Origin of the sequence: Xenorhabdus griffiniae, assembly GCF_001028135.1 — a bacterium.
Classification (GTDB): domain Bacteria; phylum Pseudomonadota; class Gammaproteobacteria; order Enterobacterales; family Enterobacteriaceae; genus Xenorhabdus; species Xenorhabdus bakwenae.
Window position 1 is genome coordinate 70,582 of record NZ_LDNM01000013.1, and the last position, 26,048, is coordinate 96,629.

2 protein-coding genes (1 of these 2 running past the window's edge) are annotated in these 26,048 nt (G+C 55.2%); both read left to right on the forward strand.

The features are described 5' to 3' along the window. A complete protein-coding gene (locus AAY47_RS04350; RefSeq protein ID WP_053014206.1) occupies positions 1-22,644 on the forward strand; it encodes a non-ribosomal peptide synthase/polyketide synthase in 22,644 nt (7,547 codons plus the stop codon). Continuing rightward, positions 22,644-26,048: the beginning of a non-ribosomal peptide synthetase gene (locus AAY47_RS04355; protein WP_072059738.1), read on the forward strand. 11,313 nt of this gene lie beyond the right edge of the window; only the first 3,405 of its 14,718 coding nucleotides appear in the window; its start codon is at positions 22,644-22,646; its stop codon lies beyond the right edge, outside the window. Before AAY47_RS04350 ends, AAY47_RS04355 begins: the two co-directional genes overlap by 1 nt.

A 26,048-nucleotide genomic window follows, 5' to 3' on the forward strand; every position in this document is an offset into this window, starting at 1 on the left:
ATGCCTATGCCACGCAATAGTAACAATAATATTAAATTCCCACTCAGCTCTCCCCAGCAAGTCGTCTGGCTCGACCAGATCCTCCGTCCTTATAGCACCTGCTATAACTTAGGTTCCGTGATCCTTGTTGAGGGAAAGTTGGATGATGCGCTGTTAGTTCGCGCTGTTGAGACCGTTGTTCATCGTCATGATGCATTGCGTTTACGACTCGTTAAAACTCAGGAATTACCACAGCAAGCGCTCACCGACGCCTTGCCTGTATCCGTAACAATCCACGATTTCTCAGGTTATGCTGACGCTGAAGAACAAGCAGAACACTATATCCGTACTGCCTTCATACGTCCGTTTGATTTGTACAATGAATTATGGCGTTTTGCACTGTTACGAGTAAGTGATAACCGTTGGTACTGCCAGTTTTGCTGTCATCATCTTATTGGCGATACGACGACTTTAAGACTTATTTCCGAAGAGATAGCCAATACATATACTCGGTTAAGCAAAGGAAAGAAATCGACAAAAGCGGCTCCCTCTTATCTCGACTTGATTAATGAAGATCATGCCTATTTAAACTCACAGCGCTATCGACAAGACCAGCAATTCTGGTCAGAGCGCTATAAAAACTTACCACCTGCTTTAATTCAGCCATCAAATTCAGGGAAAACAACAGATAACGAACATACCGAACCTTTAATTTGGCCACTGGATAAAACGCTCTTCCAGCGACTCGAAGAGACTGTCGCTGCACATGGATTGTCTGTTCTGCATTTTATGTATGCCGCGCTGGCTTGCTATTTTTCACGTACTGCTTACTCGCTGACAAACCGTACCGAAGATGAAGATATTGTTATTGGTATTCCCGTAGATAACCGTAAAAACAGCAAACAAAAACGCACGGTGGGGATGTTTTCATCGGTGATTCCGGTTGGTATCACCGTTTCGCCCCATGATACTTTCCTTGATGTGATGGGCAAAACTGCAACAGAATTGCGGCGTTGCTACAAACATCAGCGTCTTCCCCTCGCAGAAATCAATCGGCTCACACAAATCCAGCAGCAGACCGGACGCACCCGGTTATTCGATATCATGCTGTCATTTGAGCGAACAGAAGTGAACGCCGATATCCCCGACGCCACACTCAAATACGCCAAAATACAACGTGGTGCATCGTTTCCTCTTGTTATCGCTGTCCATCAATATGCCTTTGCTGACAGTGAGGATGCCCAGAAACCGGTCACCCTTGAGTTTAATTTTTCGCCCAATTACCTGAGTCGTGCTGAAGCGACAGCACTCCAGTCCCGCCTCATGGTGTTGATAGACGCTGCCCTGACGTCTCCTGAAACCCCGATCCGATGCTTACCCCTATTACCACTCACAGAGCAGCAACAATTACGGGTGGATTTCAATGCCACACAGATGGACTTCCCACAAGAGACCCTGATCCATCAATTGTTCGAAGCACAAACGGCAAAAACACCCAATGCAACAGCCGTCGTGTTTGCCGGGCAGTCCCTGAGCTATGACGAGCTTAACCGCAGCGCCAACCAACTAGCCCATTACCTGATTGAGCTGGGCGTGCGGCCGGATGATCGGGTCGCTATCTGCGTCGAACGCAGTCTGGAGATGATAGTCGGCTTTCTGGCTATCCTCAAAGCTGGCGGGGCTTATGTGCCGCTTGATCCCACTTACCCCGCCGAACGACGGGTCTATATGCTGGAAGATGCCGCCCCGGTGGCTTTACTGACCCAAACTGCACTGGCCCGGTCAGAGTGGCTCGCTCAGTTTAACGCTTTGCCAACGGTCTTGCTGGATAACCACGAACCGTCTCTGGCAACACAACCTGCTGATAACCCAGCGCCTCAAGCCTTAGGGTTGACATCCCGCCATCTGGCCTATGTCATTTATACTTCCGGTTCGACCGGTCAACCGAAAGGGGTAATGGTCGAACATCATAGCCTGTGCAACCTGGTAACCACCCAGCAACATGCTCTGACACTCACTGCCGACAGTCGCGTCTTACAGTTCGCCTCCAACAGCTTCGATGCCAGTATCTGGGAATGTAGCATGGCTTTAATGGCAGGCGCTCGTCTCTATCTGGCCAAACGAACCCATTTATTGCCCGGCGCCACACTGTCCGGCTACTTAGCCGATCAGGCCATCAGCCATGTTCTCTTGTCACCGACCGCGTTAGCCGCGATGGATTCCCTGCCCGATACCGTGCAAACCCTGTTGGTGGGGGGAGAGTCCTGTCCATCAACCTTAGTCAAACGCTGGTCACCAGGCCGGCAGATGATCAATGCGTATGGGCCGACGGAGATCACGGTCTGTGCCACACTCTATCCCTGTACTTCCTTCGCAGAGGATAATCCGCCCCCGATTGGCCGCCCGATCGCCAATACCCGGATTTATATTCTGGATGCACACGGCCAGCTTGTTCCTCGCGGTGTGGCGGGAGAAATTTATATTGCGGGTGTCGGCGTGGCCCGCGGTTACCTGAATCGCCCTGAGCTGACCGCCGAACGTTTCCTCGCTGACCCGTTCTCTTCCACCCCCAATGCGCGGATGTACAAGACCGGCGACCTCGGCCGCTGGCGGCCCGATGGCAATATCGACTACCTCGGGCGCAATGATTTTCAGGTTAAACTACGTGGCTTCCGCATTGAATTGGGGGAAATCGAAGCCCGCCTCAGCCAATGTCACGGCGTGCGCGAAGCGGTGGTGCTGGCCCGCGAAGATGAACCCGGGCAGAAACGGCTGGTCGCTTACCTGCTGCCACAGGAAGGGGTTGAATTGGTGCCCGCTGCACTGCGCCAGCAACTTGCCCGACACCTCGCTGAATATATGTTGCCCAGTGCGTTTGTCACGCTGGAGTCCTTCCCGTTGACTCCTAATGGCAAGCTAGACAACAAAGCCTTGCCTGCCCCCGATTTATCGGCCGTGGTAGTGAGAGATTATGCCGCCCCCGTGGGCGAAATAGAAATCACCCTGGCCCAAATTTGGCAAGCGTTGTTAGGTTTGGAACAAGTAGGTCGTCACGATCATTTCTTCGAACTCGGGGGGCATTCCCTGCTTGCTACCCAACTGGTAGCAAGAGTCCGCCAGCGATTAGCGCGGGAATTGCCATTACAGCAACTCTTTGAGCAACCGGTTTTGATGCATTTGGCCCAAACGCTCACCAGTGCTTCCACAATGGCTCAGATAGTGATCCCTGTCGCTGACCGCAGCCAGTCGTTACCCCTGTCCTTTGCTCAACAAAGACTGTGGTTCCTGGGGCAACTCGACCCGGCGGCCAGCCTGGCTTATCATATTCCTGTGGCATTGCGCCTGACAGGACAGCTTAACCGCCCTGCCCTGAACCGTGCATTCGACCATCTGGTCGCCCGTCATGAAAGTTTGCGTACCCGCTTTGTACTGGTTTCCGGCCAGCCTTGCCAGCACATCGATTCGGCTGATATCCGTTTTGCCCTGCCCTACCAGGATCTGCGTGCATTAACGCCAGACGCCCGTAACAACCGTATTACCGAAGTCACGGCACTTGACGCGCAGACGCCTTTTGACTTTACCCAGGGTCCGCTACTGCGTGCTCACTTACTGCAACTGACAGACGAAGAGCATGTCTTGCTGCTCACTCAGCATCATATTATTACTGATGGCTGGTCCGTCGGTGTGCTGATGCATGAACTCAGTGTTTTTTACCGCGCCATCCTTGATGGTCAAGATACGCCTTTACCGCCTCTGCCGATTCAGTATGCCGACTATGCCGTCTGGCAGCGCCACTGGCTGCAAGAGGAAAAGGCTGCACTCACAGCACAACGTGATTTCTGGTGCACCCAGCTTACCGGGGCACCGGCCTTACTGACGCTCCCGACTGACCGACCGCGCCCGGCTGTACAATCCTTTGTTGGCAGCCGCGTCCCTGTGCACATTGATGCCGATTTATTGGACTCACTGAAAAACCTGGGATTGTGCCATCACACCACCTTGTTTATGACGGTGCTCAGTGCCTGGAGTCTGGTACTGGCCCGACTTAGCGGGCAGGATGATATTGTTATCGGCACCCCTGTCGCTAACCGTCCCCATCATGAACTGGAAGAGTTAGTCGGTTTCTTTGTTAACACACTGGCTTTACGTATTACCTTCAATGATGATCTCAGTGTGGCCGATTTGTTAGCCCAGGTTCGGGAGCGGGCACTGGCCGCTTATGCCCATCAAGATTTACCCTTTGAACAGGTGGTAGAAGCACTCCAGCCCGAACGCAATCTCAGTTACAGCCCAATCTTTCAGGTGATGCTGGCTTTAGATAATACCCCCGCCCAGACACTGGCATTTCCTGATGTCCAATCCACGCCCATTGAGCAAATGCACACCAGTGCGCATTTTGATTTGACCTTGTCACTGAGCGAAACCGAGACCGGTCTGGTCGGTGAACTGGAATATGCCACCGATTTATTCGACACCACCACCGTTGAGCGGATAGCCGGTTATTTCAATAATGTGCTGACCGCCATGGTAGCAGATGAAACCCAGCGGATTGCCACTTTGCCGATGCTACCCGTCTCAGAACAGCAACAACTGCTGGTGGATTTCAATACCACTCAGGCCGATTTCCCGCAAGACATGTTGATCCACCAACTGTTTGAGGCGCAGGCCGCTCAGCATCCCGATAGCCTTGCTGTCGTCTATGAAGACCAGACACTGAGCTATGGTGAATTAAACCACCGCGCTAACCAGCTGGCCCATTACCTGATTGCGCTGGGGGTACGTCCGGATGATCGGGTCGCCCTCTGTGCCGAACGCAGTCTGGAGATGGTGGTCGGCTTACTGGCTGTCCTTAAAGCCGGCGGGGCTTATGTCCCGCTTGATCCGTCCTATCCGGCCGAACGACTGGCCTATATGCTGGAAGATGCCGTTCCGGTGGCTTTACTGACCCAAACTACACTGGCCCGGTCAGAGTGGCTCGCTCAATTTGACACCTTGCCAACGGTCTTACTGGATAACCACGAACCGTCTCTGGCAACACAACCCCCTGATAACCCAGCGCCTCAAGCCCTGGGATTGACGCACCGCCATCTGGCCTATGTCATTTATACGTCCGGTTCGACCGGTCAACCCAAAGGGGTAATGATCGAACATCATGGCCTGTGCAACTTGATAGCCACCCAGCAACATGTCCTGGCACTCACCGCCGACAGTCGTGTCTTACAATTCGCCTCCAACAGTTTCGATGCCAGTATTTTGGAATATTGCATGGCCTTAATGACGGGGGGGCGTCTCTATCTCGCCCAACGAGCCAGCCTGTTGCCCGGTGCCATACTGTCCGGCTACTTAGCCGATCAGGCCATCAGCCACCTTATCTTGTCACCCACCGCGTTGGCCGCCATGAATTCCCTGCCCGATACCCTGCAAATCTTGCTGGTGGCGGGCGAAGCGTGTCCACCGTCCCTGGTCAGACGCTGGGCACAAGGCCGGCAGATGATCAATGCCTATGGGCCGACGGAGATCACGGTCTGGGCCACACGCTATTCCTGTACTTCCTCCGCAGAAGATAGTTCAGCCGATAATCCGCCCCCGATCGGCCGCCCGATCGCCAATACCCGGATTTATATTCTGGATGCACAGGGTCAGCTCGTTCCTCGCGGTGTAACGGGGGAAATTTATATTGCCGGGGCGGGTGTGGCTCGCGGTTACCTGAATCGGCCTGAACTGACCGCCGAGCGTTTCCTGCCTGATCCGTTCTCGTCAGAACCCGATGCGCGGATGTACAAAACCGGTGATCTCGGTCGCTGGCGGCCCGATGGCAATATCGACTATCTTGGCCGCAATGACTTTCAGGTTAAATTGCGTGGCTTCCGCATTGAACTGGGGGAAATCGAAGCCCGCCTCAGCCAATGTGACGGCGTACGTGAGGCGGTGGTCATTGCCCGCGAAGATGAACCCGGGCAGAAACGGCTGGCCGCTTACCTGCTGCCACAGGAAGGGGTTGAACTGGTGCCCGCTGCACTGCGCCAGCAACTGGCCCAGCACCTCGCTGATTATATGTTGCCCAGTGCCTTTGTCACGCTGGACGCCCTCCCTCTCACGCCAAACGGCAAACTCGACCGTCAGGCCCTGCCGACCCCCGATTTATCGGCGGTCGTGGCCCGCAACTATGAAGCCCCCATCGGTGAGACAGAAACCGCGCTGGCGCAGACTTGGCAAAAATTATTGAACCTGAGACAAGTCAGTCGCCATGACCATTTCTTCGAACTCGGTGGCCATTCGCTGATGATTATCAGCCTGATCGAAGAGTTACGCAATCTGGGCTGGCAACTCCATGCCCGCAGTGTATTCGCCGCCCCCATTCTGACCGATATGGCCCAGGCTATCCAGCGTGATACCCATACCTTTATAGTGCCTCCCAACCTTATTCCTGAGAACTGTGCGGCCATTACCGCCGATATGCTGCCACTGGTTTCGCTGTCCCAATCCGAAATTGATGCCATCATTGATACCGTTTCCGGCGGGGTAAGTAATGTACAGGATATCTATCCACTGGCCCCGTTGCAGGAAGGCATCCTGTTCCATCATCTGTTACAGACACAAGGTGATGCCTATTTATCACGGATCGTATTTGCCTGTGACACCCGCGAACATCTTGATGCCTTTCTGGCTGCATTACAGCAAGTTATTGATCGTCATGACATCCTGCGCACAGCGGTTTATTGGCAAGGACTGGCGCAACCGGTGCAGGTGGTCTGGCGTCAGGCATCGTTGACTGTCTGTGAATTCACCCCTGCCCAGACGGACGATATTCCGGCGCAGTTACTGGCTCACACTGATCCGGGTCAGCATCGTATTAATTTGAATCGGGCGCCCCTCTTTGCCGCTGATATCGCTCATGATCCCGCCCAAAATGAGTGGTTGCTGGTGCTGCGCTTCCATCATCTGGTCAATGACCATATGACCTCAGATCTGATTTTCGCCGAGATTGCCCAGATACGACAGGGCAATGCCAAAACATTGCCCCCCATGCTGCCCTACCGCAATTTTATTGCCCAGACATTAAGTGTGCCCGTGGCAGAGCATGAAACCTATTTCCGTAGCCGACTGGCGGATATTGATGAACCCACCGCCCCCTTTGGGATACTCAGCGTCCCCGCCGATAATAGTGCTATCCACGAAAATAGCCTTCTGCTTGACCCCACGTTGGCACAGGCAATCCGCACTCAGGCGCGCCGTTTCGGTGTCAGCCCGAGTGTCTTGTTCCATGTGGCCTGGGCACAGGTACTGGCCCGAACCAGCGGCCGCGATGATGTGGTGTTTGGCTCTGTGCTACTGGGCCGTTTGCAAGGTGGGGCAGGGGCTGATCGCATATTGGGGATGTTTATCAATACGCTCCCCCTGCGTCTTTCTCTGGATGGGCGCACGGTACAGGAAATCGTGCAGGAGACCTATCACAATTTAAGTACCTTGCTGGAGCATGAGCAAGCCCCATTGGCACTGGCACAACGGGGCAGTCGCGTGACCCCACCGCTACCGCTGTTCAGTACCCTGCTCAATTATCGCCATAGTCAGGCTGAAAAGGATAAGTCCATTGATACCATATGGACAGAAATGCGCCTGGTGGTGGCTGAGGAACAGACCAATTATCCCATTACCCTGTCTGTGGATGACTTTGGAGACGATTTCCAGCTGACGGCCCTGACTGTCACCGACATTGCGCCCGAACGCATCAATACCTATCTGACGACGGCCATCAGCGGTTTGATCGATGCCCTGATTCACAATCCGCAACAAACAATCCGGGCTATTCCCGTCTTACCGGCGGCAGAGCGGCAACAACTGCTGGTGGATTTCAATGCTACTCAGGCCGATTTCCCGCAAGAGGCGTTGATCCACCAACTGTTTGAAGCACAGGTTGCCCAGCATCCCGCTAACATTGCTGTCGTCTATGAAGACCAGACACTGAGCTATGGTGAATTAAACCGCCGCGCCAATCAATTGGCGCACCATCTGCTGGCACTGGGCGTACAACCCGATGACCGGGTCGCCATTTGTGTTGAACGCAGCCCGGAGATGGTGGTGGGATTATTGGGTATCCTCAAGACGGGTGCTGCTTATGTACCACTCGACCCGGCTTATCCACCCGAACGACTGGCTTATATGCTGGACGATGCGGCACCGGTAGTATTACTGACCCAGACGTCACTCATTGACAAGACCGGCACCCACCTGCCTGTCGTGCTACTTGATGCCCCTGTTTTCGACAATCACGCGGAAAATAACCCTGACGCCCAAGCCCTGGGGCTGACCTCACATCATCTGGCGTATGTCATCTATACCTCTGGCTCGACCGGCCAGCCCAAAGGGGTGATGGTTGAACATCGTAATGTCGTTAGCCTGATCATCAATAATGGCTTTGCCGATATGGGACCTGACGATTGTATTGCCCATTGCGCCAATGTCTCATTTGATGCCGCCACCTGGGAAGTGTGGGCTGGTCTGGTTCATGGTGCGCGCATTCTGCTCATCCCGGAAAAGACTCTGTTACACCCCACCCTTTTTGGTCAGTGCCTGTCATCGGAAGGGGTCAGTGCCCTCTTCCTGACCACGGCCCTGTTTAACCAGTATGCAAACCTGATTGGATCCTCCTTATCCGGTTTACGGTATGTTCTTTTTGGCGGCGAGCAGGCGGATACTCGTCCGGCCATTCGCCTCAGCACCGAATCCCCTCCCAAACATTTACTGCATGTGTATGGGCCAACGGAGACCACCACGTTTGCCACCGCCTATGAAATCCCGGCTATGGCAGGTCAGGAAGTTGACGGCAAAATCCCTATCGGCCACCCAATCGCTAATACCCGGATTTATATTCTGGACGCACAGGGGCAGCCCGTTCCTTGCGGCGTTGCCGGTGAAATCCATATCGCCGGTGACGGTGTGGCCCGTGGCTACCTGAACCGGCCTGAACTCACCGCTGAACGCTTCCTGCCCGATCCGTTCTCTTCGAAACCCGATGCGCGGATGTATAAAACCGGCGACCTCGGCCGCTGGCTGCCCGATGGCAATATCGACTACCTCGGGCGCAATGACTTTCAGGTCAAGTTGCGCGGTTTCCGGATCGAACTGGGGGAAATCGAAGCCCGGCTCAGCCAATGTGACGGCGTACGTGAGGCGGTGGTGCTGGCCCGCGAAGACGAACCCGGCGAAAAACGGCTGGTCGCTTACCTGCTGCCACAGGAAGGGATTGAACTGGTGCCGGCAGAACTGCGCCGCCAACTTGTTCAGCATCTCGCTGACTATATGCTGCCCAGCGCCTTTGTCACGCTGGACGCCTTCCCGCTCACGCCTAACGGCAAGCTGGATCGTCGGGCTTTGCCTGCGCCGGAGGTATCGGCCGTGGTGGCTCAGAAATATGCCGCTCCCGTAGGCGAAATCGAAATCACGCTGGCCGAGATTTGGCAAGACCTGCTCGGCTTAGAACAGGTGGGTCGTCATGATAACTTCTTCGAACTCGGGGGCCATTCCCTGCTGGCTGTCCAGTTGGCGGCCCGCATTCGTCAACAACTGGCCCGCGAGTTGCCATTACAGCAACTTTTTGACCAGCCACTTTTGAGCGATCTGGCCCACGCGCTGACGGATACGACAACCACCTCTCTGGTAGACATCCCCGTGGCTGACCGCAACCAGCCGTTGCCCCTGTCCTTTGCTCAACAGCGTTTATGGTTCCTCGCTCAGCTCGATCCGGCGGCCAGCCTGGCCTATCATATCCCGATGGCGTTGCGCCTGACCGGTCAGCTTCATCGCCCGGCCCTGACCCGCGCGCTTGACCATCTGGTCGCCCGCCATGAAAGCTTGCGTACCCGTTTTGTGCTGATTTCCGGCCAGCCTTGTCAATATATCGATCCGGCCGATATCGGCTTTGCCCTGTCTTACCAGGATCTGCGGGCATTAACGCCAGACGCCCGTAACAACCGTATTACCGAAGTCACAGCACTTGACGAGCAGACGCCATTTGACCTGGCCCAAGGTCCGTTGCTGCGGGGTCACCTGCTGCAACTGACCGATGATGAGCATCTCCTGCTGCTTACCCAACATCATATTATCTCGGATGGCTGGTCCATCGGTGTACTGCTGCATGAACTCAGTACCCTTTACCGCGCCATCCTTGACGGGCAAGAGACGCCTTTACCGCCATTACCCATTCAGTATGCCGACTATACCGTCTGGCAGCGAACATGGTTACAAGACGCCGTTATTGCTGAACAACGTGATTTCTGGCGCAACCGGCTGGCCGGCGCACCGGCCCTACTGACATTACCCACCGACCGGCCCCGTCCCGCAGTACAAACTTATGCGGGCAGCCAGATCCCAGTCCACATTGATGCAGCCTTACTGGCTTCGCTTAAAGAACTGGGACAGCGCCATCACGCTACCTTATTTATGACGATACTCAGTGCCTGGAGCATCGTCCTCGCCCGGCTCAGTGGTCAGGAGGATATGGTTATCGGTACACCGGTAGCTAACCGCCCGCATCATGAACTGGAAGGATTAATCGGGTTCTTCGTCAATACGCTGGCTTTACGTATCACGCTGGATGACACCACCCGTGTCGCTGACTTGTTCGCCCAAGTGCGGGAACACGCTTTCGCGGCCTACGCCCATCAGGATCTGCCCTTTGAACAGGTGGTGGAACTCCTCCAGCCTGAACGCAGTCTGGGTTACAGCCCAATCTTCCAGGTGATGCTGGCCTTAAACAACACGCCACAGCACTTATCACTCCAAACGGCCGCGTTACCTGATCTGCAACTCTCACTCGTTGAGCAGGAACACCATAGTGCGCACTTTGATTTAACCTTCTCCCTGACCGAAACCGAAGACGGTCTGGTCGGTGAACTGGCTTATACCGTGGATTTATTCGACGCCACAACCATTGAGCGCATGGTCGGTTATTTAACGAATGTGCTGACTGCAATGGTAGCCGATGAAACCCAACTGATTACCGCCCTGCCCATGCTGACGGTATCGGAGCGGCAACAGCTGCTGGTGGATTTTAATGCCACTCAAGTGGATTTCCCGCAAGAGGCGTTGATCCACCAACTGTTTGAGGCACAGGCCGCCCGGCATCCCGCTAGCATTGCAGTCGTCTATGAAGACCAGACACTGAGTTATGGTGAATTAAACCACCGCGCTAACCAGTTGGCTCATCATCTGATTGCGCTGGGCGTCCAACCCGATGATCGGATTGCCATTTGTGTTGAACGCTGTCCAGAGATGGTGGTGGGCTTACTGGCTATCCTCAAGGCAGGAGCCGCCTATGTACCGCTTGATCCGGCCTACCCTGCCGAACGGCTGGCCTATATGCTGGAAGATGCCGATCCGGTGGCTTTACTGACCCAAACCCCATTATGTGACAAACTGAACAGTCCCTTACCTGCGGTCTTGCTGGATAGCCCGGAACCGAGCCTGGCAGCCCGGCCGACGGATAATCCCGATGTACACGCGCGGGGCCTGACATCCCGTCATCTGGCCTACGTGATTTACACGTCAGGTTCGACCGGTCAGCCGAAAGGGGTGATGGTCGAACACGCCAATGTCACCCGCCTGTTAGCCGCCACGCAAGCCCGTTTCCAGTTTGATGATCAGGATGTCTGGACGCTCTTCCACTCGTTTGCTTTCGATTTCTCCGTCTGGGAATTGTGGGGGGCGCTGGCTTACGGTGGCCGACTGGTCATTATCTCAGCAGAAAATGCCCGTTCACCGCACCGGTTCTATTCACTCCTGTGCCATGAACACGTCACGATCCTAAACCAGACCCCCAGTGCTTTCCGTCCTCTGATTGCCGCCCAGGATGCGACTGCGCATTCCCTGCGGTGCATCATTTTTGGCGGCGAAGCCCTGGAATTACATACCCTCGCGCCGTGGGTAGAACGCAACCCGACGGCGCAAACCCGTCTGGTCAATATGTACGGCATCACCGAAATCACCGTTCATGCTACCTACCGTGAACTCACCGAAGCCGATATCCACTCAGGGCGGGGCAGTCTGATTGGTCAGCCCTTGGCGGATCTGCGGATTTATATCCTCGATACCCACGGCCAACCGGCACCACTCGGTGTGGCGGGAGAAATCTATATCGCCGGTGACGGAGTCGCGCGCGGCTACCTGAACCGGCCTGAACTGACGGCCGATCGCTTCCTGACCGATCCGTTCTTCCCAGACACGGCGGCCCGCCTGTACAAGACCGGTGACTTGGGACGCTGGCTACCCGATGGGTCGATTGAATACCTCGGCCGCAATGATTTTCAGGTCAAGTTGCGGGGATTCCGCATCGAGCTGGGAGAAATCGAAGCCCGACTCAGCCAATGTGACGGGGTGCGTGAGGCTGTGGTACTGGCACGCGAAGATGAGCCGGGACAGAAACGGTTGGTCGCCTATCTGCGGCCACGGGAGGGCGTTGAGCTGGTGCCGGCTGAACTGCGCCAGCAACTCGCCCTGCACCTTGCCGAATATATGTTACCCAGCGCTTTTGTGACATTGGACACTTTCCCGCTCACCCCTAACGGTAAACTCAACCGTCAGGCTCTGCCTGCACCTGATTTATCCGCAGTAGTCACGCGCAGCTATGAGGCCCCCATCGGTGAGACAGAAATCGCCCTGGCTCAAATCTGGCAAAAACTCCTGAAGTTGAAACAGGTCAGCCGCCATGACCACTTCTTTGAGCTTGGCGGTCATTCGCTGATGATTGTCAGTCTGATCGAAGAGCTGCGCAATCTGGGCTGGCAGCTCGAGGTGCGCAGCGTGTTTGTCGCGCCGGTTCTCATTGATATGGCCCGGGCAATACGGCGTGAGGGCAGCACTTTTGTCGTGCCCCCCAACCGTATTCCCGAAGATTGCCCCAATATTACGCCCGATATGCTGCCTTTGGTTGCCCTGTCCCAAACTGAAATTGATGCCATCGCCACCACTGTGCCGGGCGGCGTCACCAATGTGCAGGATATCTATCCGCTCGCTCCATTACAGGAAGGTATCCTGTTCCATCACCTGTTACAGGCACAGGGGGATAATTATCTGCTGCAAAGCCTGCTCGCGTTCGATACCCGTGAACACCTCGATGCCTTTTTAGCGGCACTGCAACAGGTTATCAACCGCCATGATATCCTGCGCACCGCCATTTGCTGGCAGGCACTGACACAACCGGTGCAAGTGGTCTGGCGTCAGGCACTGCTGACGGTTAACATTTTCAACCCGGCTCCAACGGGTGACGTTGTCACTCAACTCAGGCATCATACCGATCCACGCCAGCATCGTATCAATTTAAATCAGGCCCCCCTCTTTGCCACCGATATCGCCTATGATCCGGCACAAGATGAATGGTTGCTGGCGCTGCGCTTCCATCATCTGGTCAGTGATCATATGACACTGGAGCTGATTCTGGCGGAAATCGCGCTGATCCTGCAAGACAGGACGGAGAGACTGCCAGCGGTACTGCCTTATCGCAACTTTATTGCCCAAACATTAAGTGTCCCCGTGGCAGAACATGAAGCCTATTTCCGTAGCCGACTGGCGGATATTGATGAACCCACGGTTCCCTTTGGGGTGCTCAAAGTACACCCAGACAACGACTGCGTGACTGAGTCCCGTCTCCCTGTCGCCCCTAATCTGGCCAAAGCCATCCGCACTCAGGCGCGTCGTTTAGGGGTCAGTCCGAGTGTCCTGTTCCATGTCGCCTGGGCACAGGTGCTGGCACACACCAGCGGGCGCGATGACGTCATCTTTGGCTCTGTGCTATCGGGACGTCTGCAAGGTGGCGCGGGGGCTAATCAAATACTGGGCATGTTTATTAACACGCTGCCCCTGCGGATCTCCCTGAGCGGACACACGGTACAAGATATCGTGCAGGAGACCTATCACAACCTGACCACGTTACTGGAGCATGAACAAGCCCCGTTAGTGCTGGCACAACGGTGTAGTGGTGTAGAGCAACCCATGCCGCTGTTCAGTAGCTTGCTGAATTATCGTCACAGCGCGTCGAATGGAACGGAAATAGGGGAAACCGGGGCGCTTGATACCCTCTGGGCGGGCATCCGTATTTTGACCGCAGAGGAGCGCACTAACTATCCTATCTCCTTATCAGTCGACGATTTAGGGGATGACTTCCTGCTCACTACTCTGACCGTCACCGACATTGCGCCCGAACGCATCAACGCCTATCTGGCGACGGCCATCAGCGGTTTGATCGATGCCCTGGTTCACCACCCTCAACAAGCGATCCGGGCTATCCCCATCTTACCGGCAACAGAGCGGCAACAGCTGCTGACCGATTTCAATGCCACTCAGGCCGACTTCCCGCAAGACATGTTGATCCACCAACTGTTTGAGGCACAGGCCGCCCGGCATCCCGATACCCTTGCTGTCGTCTATGAAGACCAGACACTGAGCTATGGTGAATTAAACCACCACGCTAATCAGTTGGCCCATTATCTGATTGCGCTGGGGGTGCGGCCTGATGACCGGGTCGCCATTTGTGTTGAACGCAGCCCGGAGATGGTGGTCGGTTTACTGGCTATCCTCAAGGCGGGGGGGGCTTATGTCCCGCTTGATCCGTCCTACCCGCCCGAACGGTTGAGCTATATGCTGGAAGATGCTACCCCCGTGGCTTTACTGACTCAATCGGAACTGGCCCAATCAGAGTGGCTCGCTCAATTTGACACCTTGCCAACGGTCTTACTGGATAACCACGAACCGTCTCTGGCAACACAACCCGCTGATAACCCAGCCTCCCAAGCACTGGGATTGGCATCCCGCCATCTGGCCTATGTCATTTATACTTCTGGTTCAACAGGGCAACCGAAAGGCGTGATGATTGAACATCAGAACCTGTGCAATTTAATCACCACCCAGCAACATGCTCTGGCACTCACCAGCAACAGCCGCGTCTTACAGTTCGCCTCAAACAGCTTCGATGCCAGTATCTGGGAATGTTGCATGGCCTTAATGGCAGGCGGTTGCCTCTATCTGGCCAAACGGGCTAATCTCTTGCCCGGAACCACACTGTCCGGCTACTTAGCCGATCAGGCCATCAGCCATGTTCTCTTGTCACCGACCGCGTTAGCCGCGATGGATTCCCTGCCCGATACCGTGCAAACCCTGTTGGTGGGGGGCGAGTCCTGTCCACCAACCTTAGTCAAACGCTGGTCATCAGGCCGGCAGATGATCAATGCGTATGGGCCGACGGAGATCACAGTCTGTGCCACACTCTATTCCTGTACTTCCTTCGCGGAGGATAATCCGCCCCCGATTGGCCGCCCGATCGCCAATACCCGAATTTATATTCTGGATGCACAGGGTCAACCCGTTCCTTGTGGTGTGACGGGGGAAATTTATATTGCCGGGACGGGTGTGGCTCGTGGTTACCTGAATCGGCCTGAACTGACCGCTGAACGCTTCCTGTCCGATCCGTTCTCGTCAGAATCCGATGCGCGGATGTACAAAACCGGTGACCTCGGTCGCTGGCGGCCCGATGGCAATATCGACTACCTCGGCCGCAATGATTTTCAGGTCAAGCTGCGGGGTTTCCGCATTGAACTGGGGGAAATCGAAACCCGACTCAGCCAATGTGACGGCGTACGTGAGGCGGTGGTCATTGCCCGCGAAGACGAACCCGGTGAAAAACGACTGGTCGCCTACCTGCTGCCACAGGAAGGGGTTGAATTGATGCCCGCCAAACTGCGCCAGCAACTGACCCGGCACCTCGCTGACTATATGTTGCCCAGCGCCTTTATTACGCTGGACGCCTTCCCGCTCACGCCTAACGGCAAGCTGGATCGGCGGGCCTTGCCTGCGCCAGATATATCGTCCGTGGTGGTTCAGGAATATGCCGCCCCCGTAGGCGAAATAGAAATCGCCTTAGCCCAGATTTGGCAAGACTTGCTCGGCTTAGAACAGGTGGGTCGTCACGATAATTTCTTTGAACTCGGGGGCCATTCCCTGCTGGCTGTCCAACTCGTCGCACATGTACATCAAAAGTTGGCACGGGATTTGTCACTACAGAAACTCTTTGACCAACCGGTTTTGATGCATCTGGCACAGACGCTCACAGGTGCTTCGACAATAGCTCAGATAGTGATCCCGGTGACTGACCGCAACCAGCCGTTGCCCCTCTCCTTCGCCCAACAGCGTTTATGGTTCCTCGCTCAACTCGATCCGGCGGCCAGCCTGGCCTATCATATCCCTGTGGCATTGCGCCTGACGGGTCAGCTTCATCGCCCTGCCTTAACCCGCGCTCTTGACCATCTGGTTGCCCGCCATGAAAGCTTGCGTACCCGCTTTGTGCTGGTTTCCGATCAACCTTGCCAGCACATTGAGTCGGCTGATATTGGCTTTGCTCTGTCTTATCAGGATCTGCGCTCATTACCATCTGAGACACATCGCCACCGTATTGTGGAATTAACGGCACTCGAAGCACAAACGCCTTTTGACTTGACTCAAGGCCCGCTGCTCCGCGGCCACTTGCTGCAACTGGCAGACGAAGAGCATGTCTTATTATTGACACTACACCATATTATCTCGGATGGCTGGTCCACGGGGGTAATGCTACATGAACTCACTGTTCTTTATCGCGCCACCCTTGATGGTCAAGATACGCCTTTACCGCCACTGCCCATTCAGTATGCCGACTATGCCGTCTGGCAGCGTCACTGGTTACAGGAGGACGCACTTACGGCCCAACGTGATTTCTGGTGCACTCAGCTTACCGGAGCACCGGCCTTACTGACGCTCCCGACCGACCGGCCGCGCCCGGCAGTACAATCCTTTGTTGGCAACCGCGTCCCGGTGCACATTGATGCCGGCTTATTGGACTCACTGAAAAAGCTGGGACTGCGCCATCACACCACCTTGTTTATGACGGTGCTCAGTGCCTGGAGTCTCGTACTGGCCCGGCTTAGCGGGCAGGAGGATATCGTTATCGGTACGCCGGTGGCTAACCGCCCGCATCATGAACTGGAAGGGTTAATCGGTTTCTTTGTTAACACGCTGGCTTTACGCATTACCTTCAATGATGATCTCAGTGTGGCCGATCTGCTGGCCCGGGTTCGGGAGCGGGCACTGGCCGCTTATGCCCATCAGGATTTACCCTTTGAGCAGGTGGTAGAAGCGCTCCAGCCCGAACGCAATCTCAGTTACAGCCCAATTTTTCAGGTGATGCTGGCTTTAGATAATACTCCCGCACAGGCGCTGGCATTTCCCAATATTCAATGTTCACCTATTGAGCAAACGTATCCCGGTGCCCACTTTGATTTAACTTTGTCATTGGCCGAAACCGAGGCGGGTTTGGTCGGTGAACTGGAATATGTCACTGCTCTATTCGATACCGCTACCGTTGAGCGAATAGCGGGTTATTTCAACAATGTGTTGGCCGCTATGGTGGCGGATGAAACCCAGCGGATTGCCACTTTGCCGATGTTACCCGCCTCAGAGCGGCAACAACTGCTGGTGGACTTCAATACCACTCAAGCCGATTTCCCGCAGGACGCGTTGATCCACCAACGGTTTGAAGCACAGGCTGCGCAGCATCCCGATAGCATGGCGGTCGTCTATGAAGACCAGACACTGAGCTATGGTGAATTAAACCGCCGCGCCAATCAGGTAGCCCATTACCTGATTGCGCTGGGGGTGCGGCCTGATGATCGGGTCGCCCTCTGTGTCGAACGCAGTCTGGAACTGGTGGTAGGATTACTGGCTATCCTCAAAGCAGGTGCCGCCTATGTGCCGCTCGATCCGGCTTATCCGGCCGAACGGCTGGCCTATATGCTGGATGATGCCGCCCCGGTGGCATTACTTACCCAAGAATCGTTAGTTGAAACACTGAGCAGCGACCAACCTACCGTACTGCTGGACACCGTGGATCTTGATACCTGCGCAATACATAATCCCGATGCTTATGCACTGGGGTTAACGTCACACCATCTGGCCTATGTGATCTACACCTCTGGTTCCACGGGTCAGCCCAAAGGGGTGATGGTTGAGCATCGTGGCCTATATAATCTCACTCAGGCACAGATTGAAGCATTCCATATCACAGCTAACACCCGCCTATTGCAATTTGCTTCTTTCAGCTTTGATGCCTGCATCTCTGAAATTGCCACTACGCTGTGCCAAGGGGCCAGCCTTGTCCTGGCCCCCCGTGAAGCGCTATTACCCGGCGAAGCTCTGATTAATACCTTGAAAACGCAGGCGATCACTCATGTAACCCTACCGCCCGTTGCCGCCAGCGCCTTAACACCGGATGCTGAATTACCCGACCTGACCATTCTGGTGCTGGCCGGTGAAGCCTGCTCATCGTCGTTGATCAAACGTTGGGCAACAGACCAACGGATCATCATCAATGCTTACGGGCCAACGGAAGCCACTGTTTGTGCAACGCTCACCCCCTGTGATACCCGGGATGAAAGAGTGCCACCGATAGGCCGGCCTATTGCGAATACGCAAATTTATATTCTGGATCCACAAGGTCAACCCGTTCCTCTTGGTGTGGCGGGGGAAATTTATATTGGCGGAGTGGGTGTCGCCCGTGGTTACCTGAACCGCCCTGAACTCACCGCTGAACGCTTCCTGCCCGATCCGTTCTCTTCGCAGCCAGACGCCCGGATGTATAAAACCGGCGACCTCGGCCGCTGGCTGCCCGATGGCAATATCGACTACCTGGGTCGCAATGATTTTCAGGTCAAACTGCGGGGCTTCCGTATTGAACTGGGGGAAATCGAGACCCGACTCAGTCAATGTGACGGGGTACAGGAGGCGATAGTACTGGCCCGCGAAGATGAGCCGGGACAGAAACGGCTGGTGGCCTATCTGCGGCCGGTGGCGGGAATTGAACCGGTGCCGGCTGAACTGCGCCAGCAACTCGCCCAACACCTCGCTGACTATATGCTGCCCAGCGCCTTTGTCACTTTAGAGACTTTCCCGCTCACCCCTAACGGCAAACTCGACCGTCAGGCCCTGCCTGCCCCCGATTTATCGGCGGTGGTCACGCGCAGCTACCAAGCCCCCGTCGGTGAGACAGAAATCGCCCTGGCGCAGATTTGGCAAAAACGCCTGAGACTCAAACAGGTCAGTCGCCATGACCATTTCTTTGAACTCGGCGGCCATTCACTGTTGATTGTCAGTCTGATCGAAGATCTGCACAATCTGGGTTGGCAACTTGATGTTCGCAGCGTATTTGTTGCGCCGGTTCTCATTGATATGGCTCAGGCTATCCAACGTGAAGTCTGTACCTTTGTCGTGCCCCCTAACCGTATCCCCGAAGATTGTACGGCTATCACGCCCGATATGCTGCCTTTAGCTTCTCTCTCTCAGACTGAGATTGATACCCTGGTTGAGCAGATCCCGGGCGGTGCAAGTCATGTACAGGATATCTATTCACTGGCCCCGTTGCAGGAAGGTATCCTGTTCCATCATCTGTTACAGACCCAGGGGGATAATTATCTGCAACAAAGCTTACTCGCTTTCGATACCCGTGATCGTCTCGATAGCTTCCTGAATGCCTTGCAACAGGTTATCAATCGCCATGATATTCTGCGCACCGCCATTTATTGGCAGGGACTGACACAGCCGGTGCAGGTGGTCTGGCGTCAGGCAACGCTGACTGTCCATGAATTCACGCCGGCCATAACAGACGATATTCCGGCGCAGTTACTGGCTCACACTGATCCGCGTCAGCACCGAATCAATCTGAACCGTGCTCCCCTCTTTGCCACCGATATCGCCTATGATCCGGCACAAGATGAATGGTTGCTGGCGCTGCGCTTCCATCATCTGGTCAGTGACCATCTGACACTGGAGCTGATTTTTACAGAAATGGCGCTCATCTTGCAGGCAAAAACGGAGAGGCTGCCTGCGGTATTGCCCTACCGCAACTTTATCGCTCAAACCCTGAATACATCAACCGCCGAGCATGAAGCCTATTTCCGCGCCCAATTAGCGGACATTGACGAACCCACCGCGCCATTTGGGTTACTTAATGTACAAACTGACAACAGCCTTGTCACTAAAGCCCATCTCCCTATCGCACCTGATCTGGCCAAAGCCATCCGCACTCAGGCGCGTCGTTTCGGTGTCAGCCCAAGTGTCCTGTTCCATGTGGCCTGGGCACAGGTACTGGCACTCACCAGCGGCCGCGATGATGTGGTGTTTGGCTCCGTGCTACTGGGCCGTTTGCAAGGCGGCGCGGGGGCGGATCAAATACTGGGCATGTTTATTAACACGCTGCCCCTGCGCATCTCTCTGGATGGGCGCGCGGTACAGGAAATCGTGCAGGAGACCTATCACAACCTGACCACTTTGCTGGAACATGAACAGGCCCCGTTAGTGCTGGCACAACGGTGCAGTGGAGTAGAGCAACCCCTGCCACTGTTCAGCACCTTGTTCAATTATCGGCACAGCGCTTCGAATGAAACGGAAGGGGAAGAAACGGAGGCGGTTGATGCCTCCTGGACCGGTATACGTGTGCTGGCCGCCGAAGAGCGTACTAACTACCCCATCACCTTGTCAGTCGATGACTCAGGAGACCGTTTCCAATTAACGGCTCTGACTGTCAGCGACATTGCACCGGAACGCATCAACACCTATCTGGCGACAGCCATCAGCGGCTTGATCGATGCCCTGACTCACAATCCGCAACAAGCGATCCGGGATATCCCCATCTTACCGGCGGCAGAGCGGCAACAACTGCTGGTGGATTTCAATGCCACTCAAGTGGATTACCCGCAGGAGGCGTTGATCCACCAACTGTTTGAGGCACAGGTTGCCCAGCATCCCGATAGCCTTGCTGTCGTCTTTGAGGAGCAAACCCTCAGCTATGGCGAGCTTAATCGCCGGGCCAATCAGTTAGCCCATTACCTGATTGCGCTGGGGGTGCGGCCTGATGATCGGGTGGCGATTTGTGCTGAACGCAGTCTGGACACCATCGTGGGCTTGCTTGGCATCCTCAAGGCGGGGGGGGCTTATGTCCCGCTTGACCCGTCCTACCCGCCCGAACGGTTGAGCTATATGCTGGAAGATGCCGCCCCCGTGGTGGTGCTCACCCAGACGGCACAAGTCCACCCGCTGCCCAATACCGTGCCGACCGTTTTACTTGACCGTTTATTTGACAATCAAGAACCGACGTTGGCATCACAGCCAACGAATAACCCCGACATACCGGCACTGGGACTGACATCACGTCATTTGGCCTATGTCATTTACACGTCAGGATCGACGGGGCAACCGAAGGGAGTGATGGTCGAACACCGCAATGTCCTTCGTCTTATCGTGAATAGCGGGTTTGCTGATATTGCGCCGAATGACTGTGTCGCCCATTGTGCCAATATCGCTTTTGATGCCTCGACCTGGGAAATTTGGTCTGCCCTGCTCAATGGGGCACGCCTGCAGGTGGTTCCACAATCGGTACTGCTGGATCCGGTGAGTTTCTTCAATGTACTGGTAAAAGGACAGGTCACGGCACTTTGGTTAACGGCCGGCTTATTTAACGAATATCTGGATCATCTTATTCCCCTGTTTGGGCAGTTACGTTACCTGCTTGTCGGCGGGGATGTCCTTGACCCGAGAAAGATACAACAGGTGCAGTTGGCGCTGTCCCAGCCCGCGCATCTGATAAATGGGTATGGTCCAACAGAAACCACCACCTTTGCCACCACCTATGCGATGACTTCTCCGGTTGATGTCACCCGTGCCATTCCTGTCGGCCGTCCGATTGCTAATACCCGAATTTATATTCTGGACACGCAGGGTCAACCGGTTCCCGTCGGCGTTGCCGGTGAAATCCATATCGCGGGTGACGGTGTGGCCCGTGGTTACCTGAATCGCCCTGAACTGACCGCTGAACGCTTCCTGCCCGATCCGTTCTCGTCAGAACCCGATGCACGGATGTACAAAACCGGCGATCTCGGCCGCTGGCTGCCCGATGGCAATATCGACTACCTCGGCCGCAATGACTTTCAGGTCAAACTGCGTGGTTTCCGTATCGAGCTGGGAGAAATCGAAGCCAGACTGACCCAATGTGACGGCGTGCGCGAAGCCGTGGTACTGGCCCGCGAAGATGAACCCGGCGAAAAACGGCTGGTCGCTTACCTGCTGCCACAGGAAGGGGTTGAACTGGTGCCGGCAGAACTGCGCCAGCAACTTGCCCAACACCTTGCTGACTATATGCTGCCCAGTGCCTTTGTCACGCTGACATCCTTCCCGCTCACGCCTAACGGCAAGCTGGATCGCCGGGCCTTGCCTGCGCCGGATCAGGCTGCCGTGGTGACTCAGGGTTATGAGCCGCCACAAGGCAGGATAGAAACCGCGTTGGCGCAAATCTGGCAGGATCTATTAGGACTGGAGCGTATCAGTCGCCACGACCACTTCTTTGAACTCGGCGGCCACTCGCTGATGGTCGTCAGACTGATAACCCGCATACAAGACAAATTCCTGGTCAGCATCCCTCTGACGTCGTTATTTGCCTCGCCCACATTGACAGAGCAGGCCACTGTCATTCTCTCAGCCCAAATGAGTGTAGTAGGGGAAAACGAACTTGAGTCAATCCGGGACGATCTTGACTCACTGTCAGCAGAAGAATTGATGGCTATTTTAGGCGGGAAAGACCCCCGCGGAGGCAGTAGATAATGACAAAGATCAATATGAATATCGATGACTTGAAACGTGCGGTGCTGGAGAAAAGACTTGCAGAACAGCTGAAAGCCCGCGGGGAACAACAGCAACCGGCATTGATTAAACCCGCAGACAGACATCAATCTCTGCCCCTTTCTTTTGCCCAGCAGCGGTTATGGTTTATCAACCAGCTCGATCCGGCGGCCAGTCAGGCTTATCATCTGCCAGTAACTTTACGCCTCACAGGCCAGCTCAACGCCCATGCGCTGAAAACATCACTTGACCGCCTGATTGCCCGTCATGAAAGTCTGCGTACCCGCTTTATCCTGGTAGAAGGCCAACCCTGCCAGCATATCGATCCGGCTGATATCGGTTTTGCTCTGTCCTGTCACGACCTGCGCCCGCTTGATACGGCCTTGCGTACCCAGCGTGTCACCGAACTCGCTGATATCGAGGCGCAGGCACCCTTCGATTTTGCCCTGGGACCGCTGATCCGTGGACAATTGCTGCAACTGGCAGACGAAGAGCATGTGCTGTTACTGACTCTGCATCACATTATCACTGATGGCTGGTCCATCGGTGTGCTGGTGCAAGAGTTAGGCACCTTTTACCGTGCGGCCCTTGACGGTCATCATGATGACCCTTTGCCTCCCCTGCCCATTCAGTATGCTGATTATACGGTCTGGCAGCAGGCGCAGTTACAAGGCACGTTCTTCACTGAACAACGTGATTTCTGGTGTGCCCAGCTTGCTGACGCCCCTGCCTTACTCACTCTCCCAACCGACCGGCCACGCCCGGCGGTACAAACCTATGCGGGCAACCAAGTGCCTGTGCACATTGACGCAGACTTATTGGCTTCACTAAAGGAACTGGGACAGCGCCATCACACCACCTTATTTATGACGGTGCTCAGTGCCTGGAGTCTCGTACTGACCCGGCTCAGTGGACAGGAGGATATCGTTATCGGCACCCCGGTTGCCAACCGCCCACACCGTGAACTGGAAGGGTTAATCGGTTTCTTTGTTAATACGCTGGCCTTGCGCATCTCCTGCCATGATGAACTCTGTGTGGCGGATTTGCTGGCCCAGGTTCGGGAGCGGGCACTGGCCGCCTATACCCGTCAGGATCTGCCCTTCGAACAGGTGGTAGAAGCACTCCAGCCTGAACGTAGCTTAAGCTACAACCCCCTCTTTCAGGTGATGCTGGCCTTAAATAACACCCCAGCCCAAGCGTTGACCCTGCCGGGTTTGCAACTGACTACGATTGACCAGGAACATCGTAGTGCTCATTTTGATTTGACTTTGTCACTGAGTGAAAGCGAAGCCGGTCTGGTCGGTGAGCTGGAATATGCCACCGATTTATTCGACACCACCACCGTTGAGCGGATAGCCGGTTATTTCAACAATGTGCTGACCGCCATGGTCGCGGATGAAACCCAACAAATTGCCACTTTGCCGTTGCTGCCTGCCTCAGAGCGGCAACAACTGCTGGTGGATTTCAATGCCACTCAAGTGGATTACCCGCAGGAGGCGTTGATCCATCAACTGTTTGAGGTACAGGTTGCCCAGCATCCCGATAGCCTTGCTGTCGTCTATGAAGACCAGACACTGAGCTATGGCGAGCTTAATCGCCGGGCCAATCAGTTAGCCCATTACCTGATTGCGCTGGGGGTGCGGCCTGATGACCGGGTCGCCATTTGTGTTGAACGCAGTCTGGAGATGGTGGTCGGCTTACTGGCTGTCCTCAAGGCGGGGGGGGCTTATGTCCCGCTTGACCCGTCCTACCCGCCCGAACGGTTGAGCTATATGCTGGAAGATGCCGCCCCCGTGGTGGTGCTCACCCAGACGGCACAAGTCCACCCGCTGCCCAACACCGTGCCGACCGTTTTACTTGACCGTTTATTTGACAATCAAGAACCGACGTTGGCATCACAGCCAACGGATAACCCCGACATACCGGCACGGGGGCTGACATCACGTCATTTGGCCTATGTCATTTACACGTCAGGATCGACGGGGCAACCGAAGGGAGTGATGGTCGAACACCGCAATGTCCTTCGTCTTATCATAAATAGCGGGTTTGCTGATATTGCGCCGAATGACTGTGTCGCCCATTGTGCCAATATCGCTTTTGATGCCTCGACCTGGGAAATTTGGTCTGCCCTGCTCAATGGGGCACGCCTGCAGGTGGTTCCACAATCGGTACTGCTGGATCCGGTGAGTTTCTTCAATGTACTGGTAAAAGGACAGGTCACGGCACTTTGGTTAACGGCCGGCTTATTTAACGAATATCTGGATCATCTTATTCCCCTGTTTGGGCAGTTACGTTACCTGCTTGTCGGCGGGGATGTCCTTGACCCGAGAAAGATACAACAGGTGCAGTTGGCGCTGTCCCAGCCCGCGCATCTGATAAATGGGTATGGTCCAACAGAAACCACCACCTTTGCCACCACCTATGCGATGACTTCTCCGGTTGATGTCACCCGTGCCATTCCTGTCGGCCGTCCGATTGCCAATACCCGGATTTATATTCTGGACACGCAGGGTCAACCCGTTCCCGTCGGGGTTGCCGGTGAAATCCATATCGCCGGTGACGGTGTGGCCCGTGGTTACCTGAATCGCCCTGAACTGACCGCTGAACGCTTCCTGCCCGATCCGTTCTCTTCGCAGCCAGACGCACGGATGTACAAAACCGGCGACCTCGGCCGCTGGCTGCCCGATGGCAATATCGACTACCTCGGCCGCAATGATTTTCAGGTCAAACTGCGCGGTTTCCGTATCGAGCTGGGAGAAATCGAAGCCAGACTGACCCAATGTGACGGCGTGCGCGAAGCCGTGGTACTGGCCCGCGAAGATGAGCCGGGGCAGAAACGACTGGTGGCCTATTTACGTCCGTCAGAGGGCGCTGAATTGGTGCTGGCTGAATTACGTCAGCAACTGACTGAGCATCTTGCCGACTATATGCTGCCCAGCGCCTTTGTCATCTTAGAGACTTTCCCGCTCACGCCTAATGGTAAACTTGACCGTCAGGCCCTGCCTGCCCCCGATTTATCGGCGGTTGTCACGCGCAGCTATCAAGCCCCTGTCGGTGAGGCAGAAATCGCGCTGGCGCAGATTTGGCAAAAACTCCTGGGACTCGAACAAGTCAGTCGCCATGACCATTTTTTTGAACTCGGCGGCCATTCACTGATGATCGTCAGTCTGGTGGAAGAACTGCGCAATTTAGGCTGGCAGCTCGAGGTTCGCAGTGTGTTCGCCTCACCGGTCCTTGCCGATATGGCTCAGGCTACCCAGCATGGGGTCGGCACCTTTGTCGTCCCTCCCAACCGTATCCCCGAAGATTGTACGGCTATCACGCCCGATATGTTGCCACTGGTTTCGCTTTCCCAATCTGAGATTGATGCTATCGTTGAGCTGATC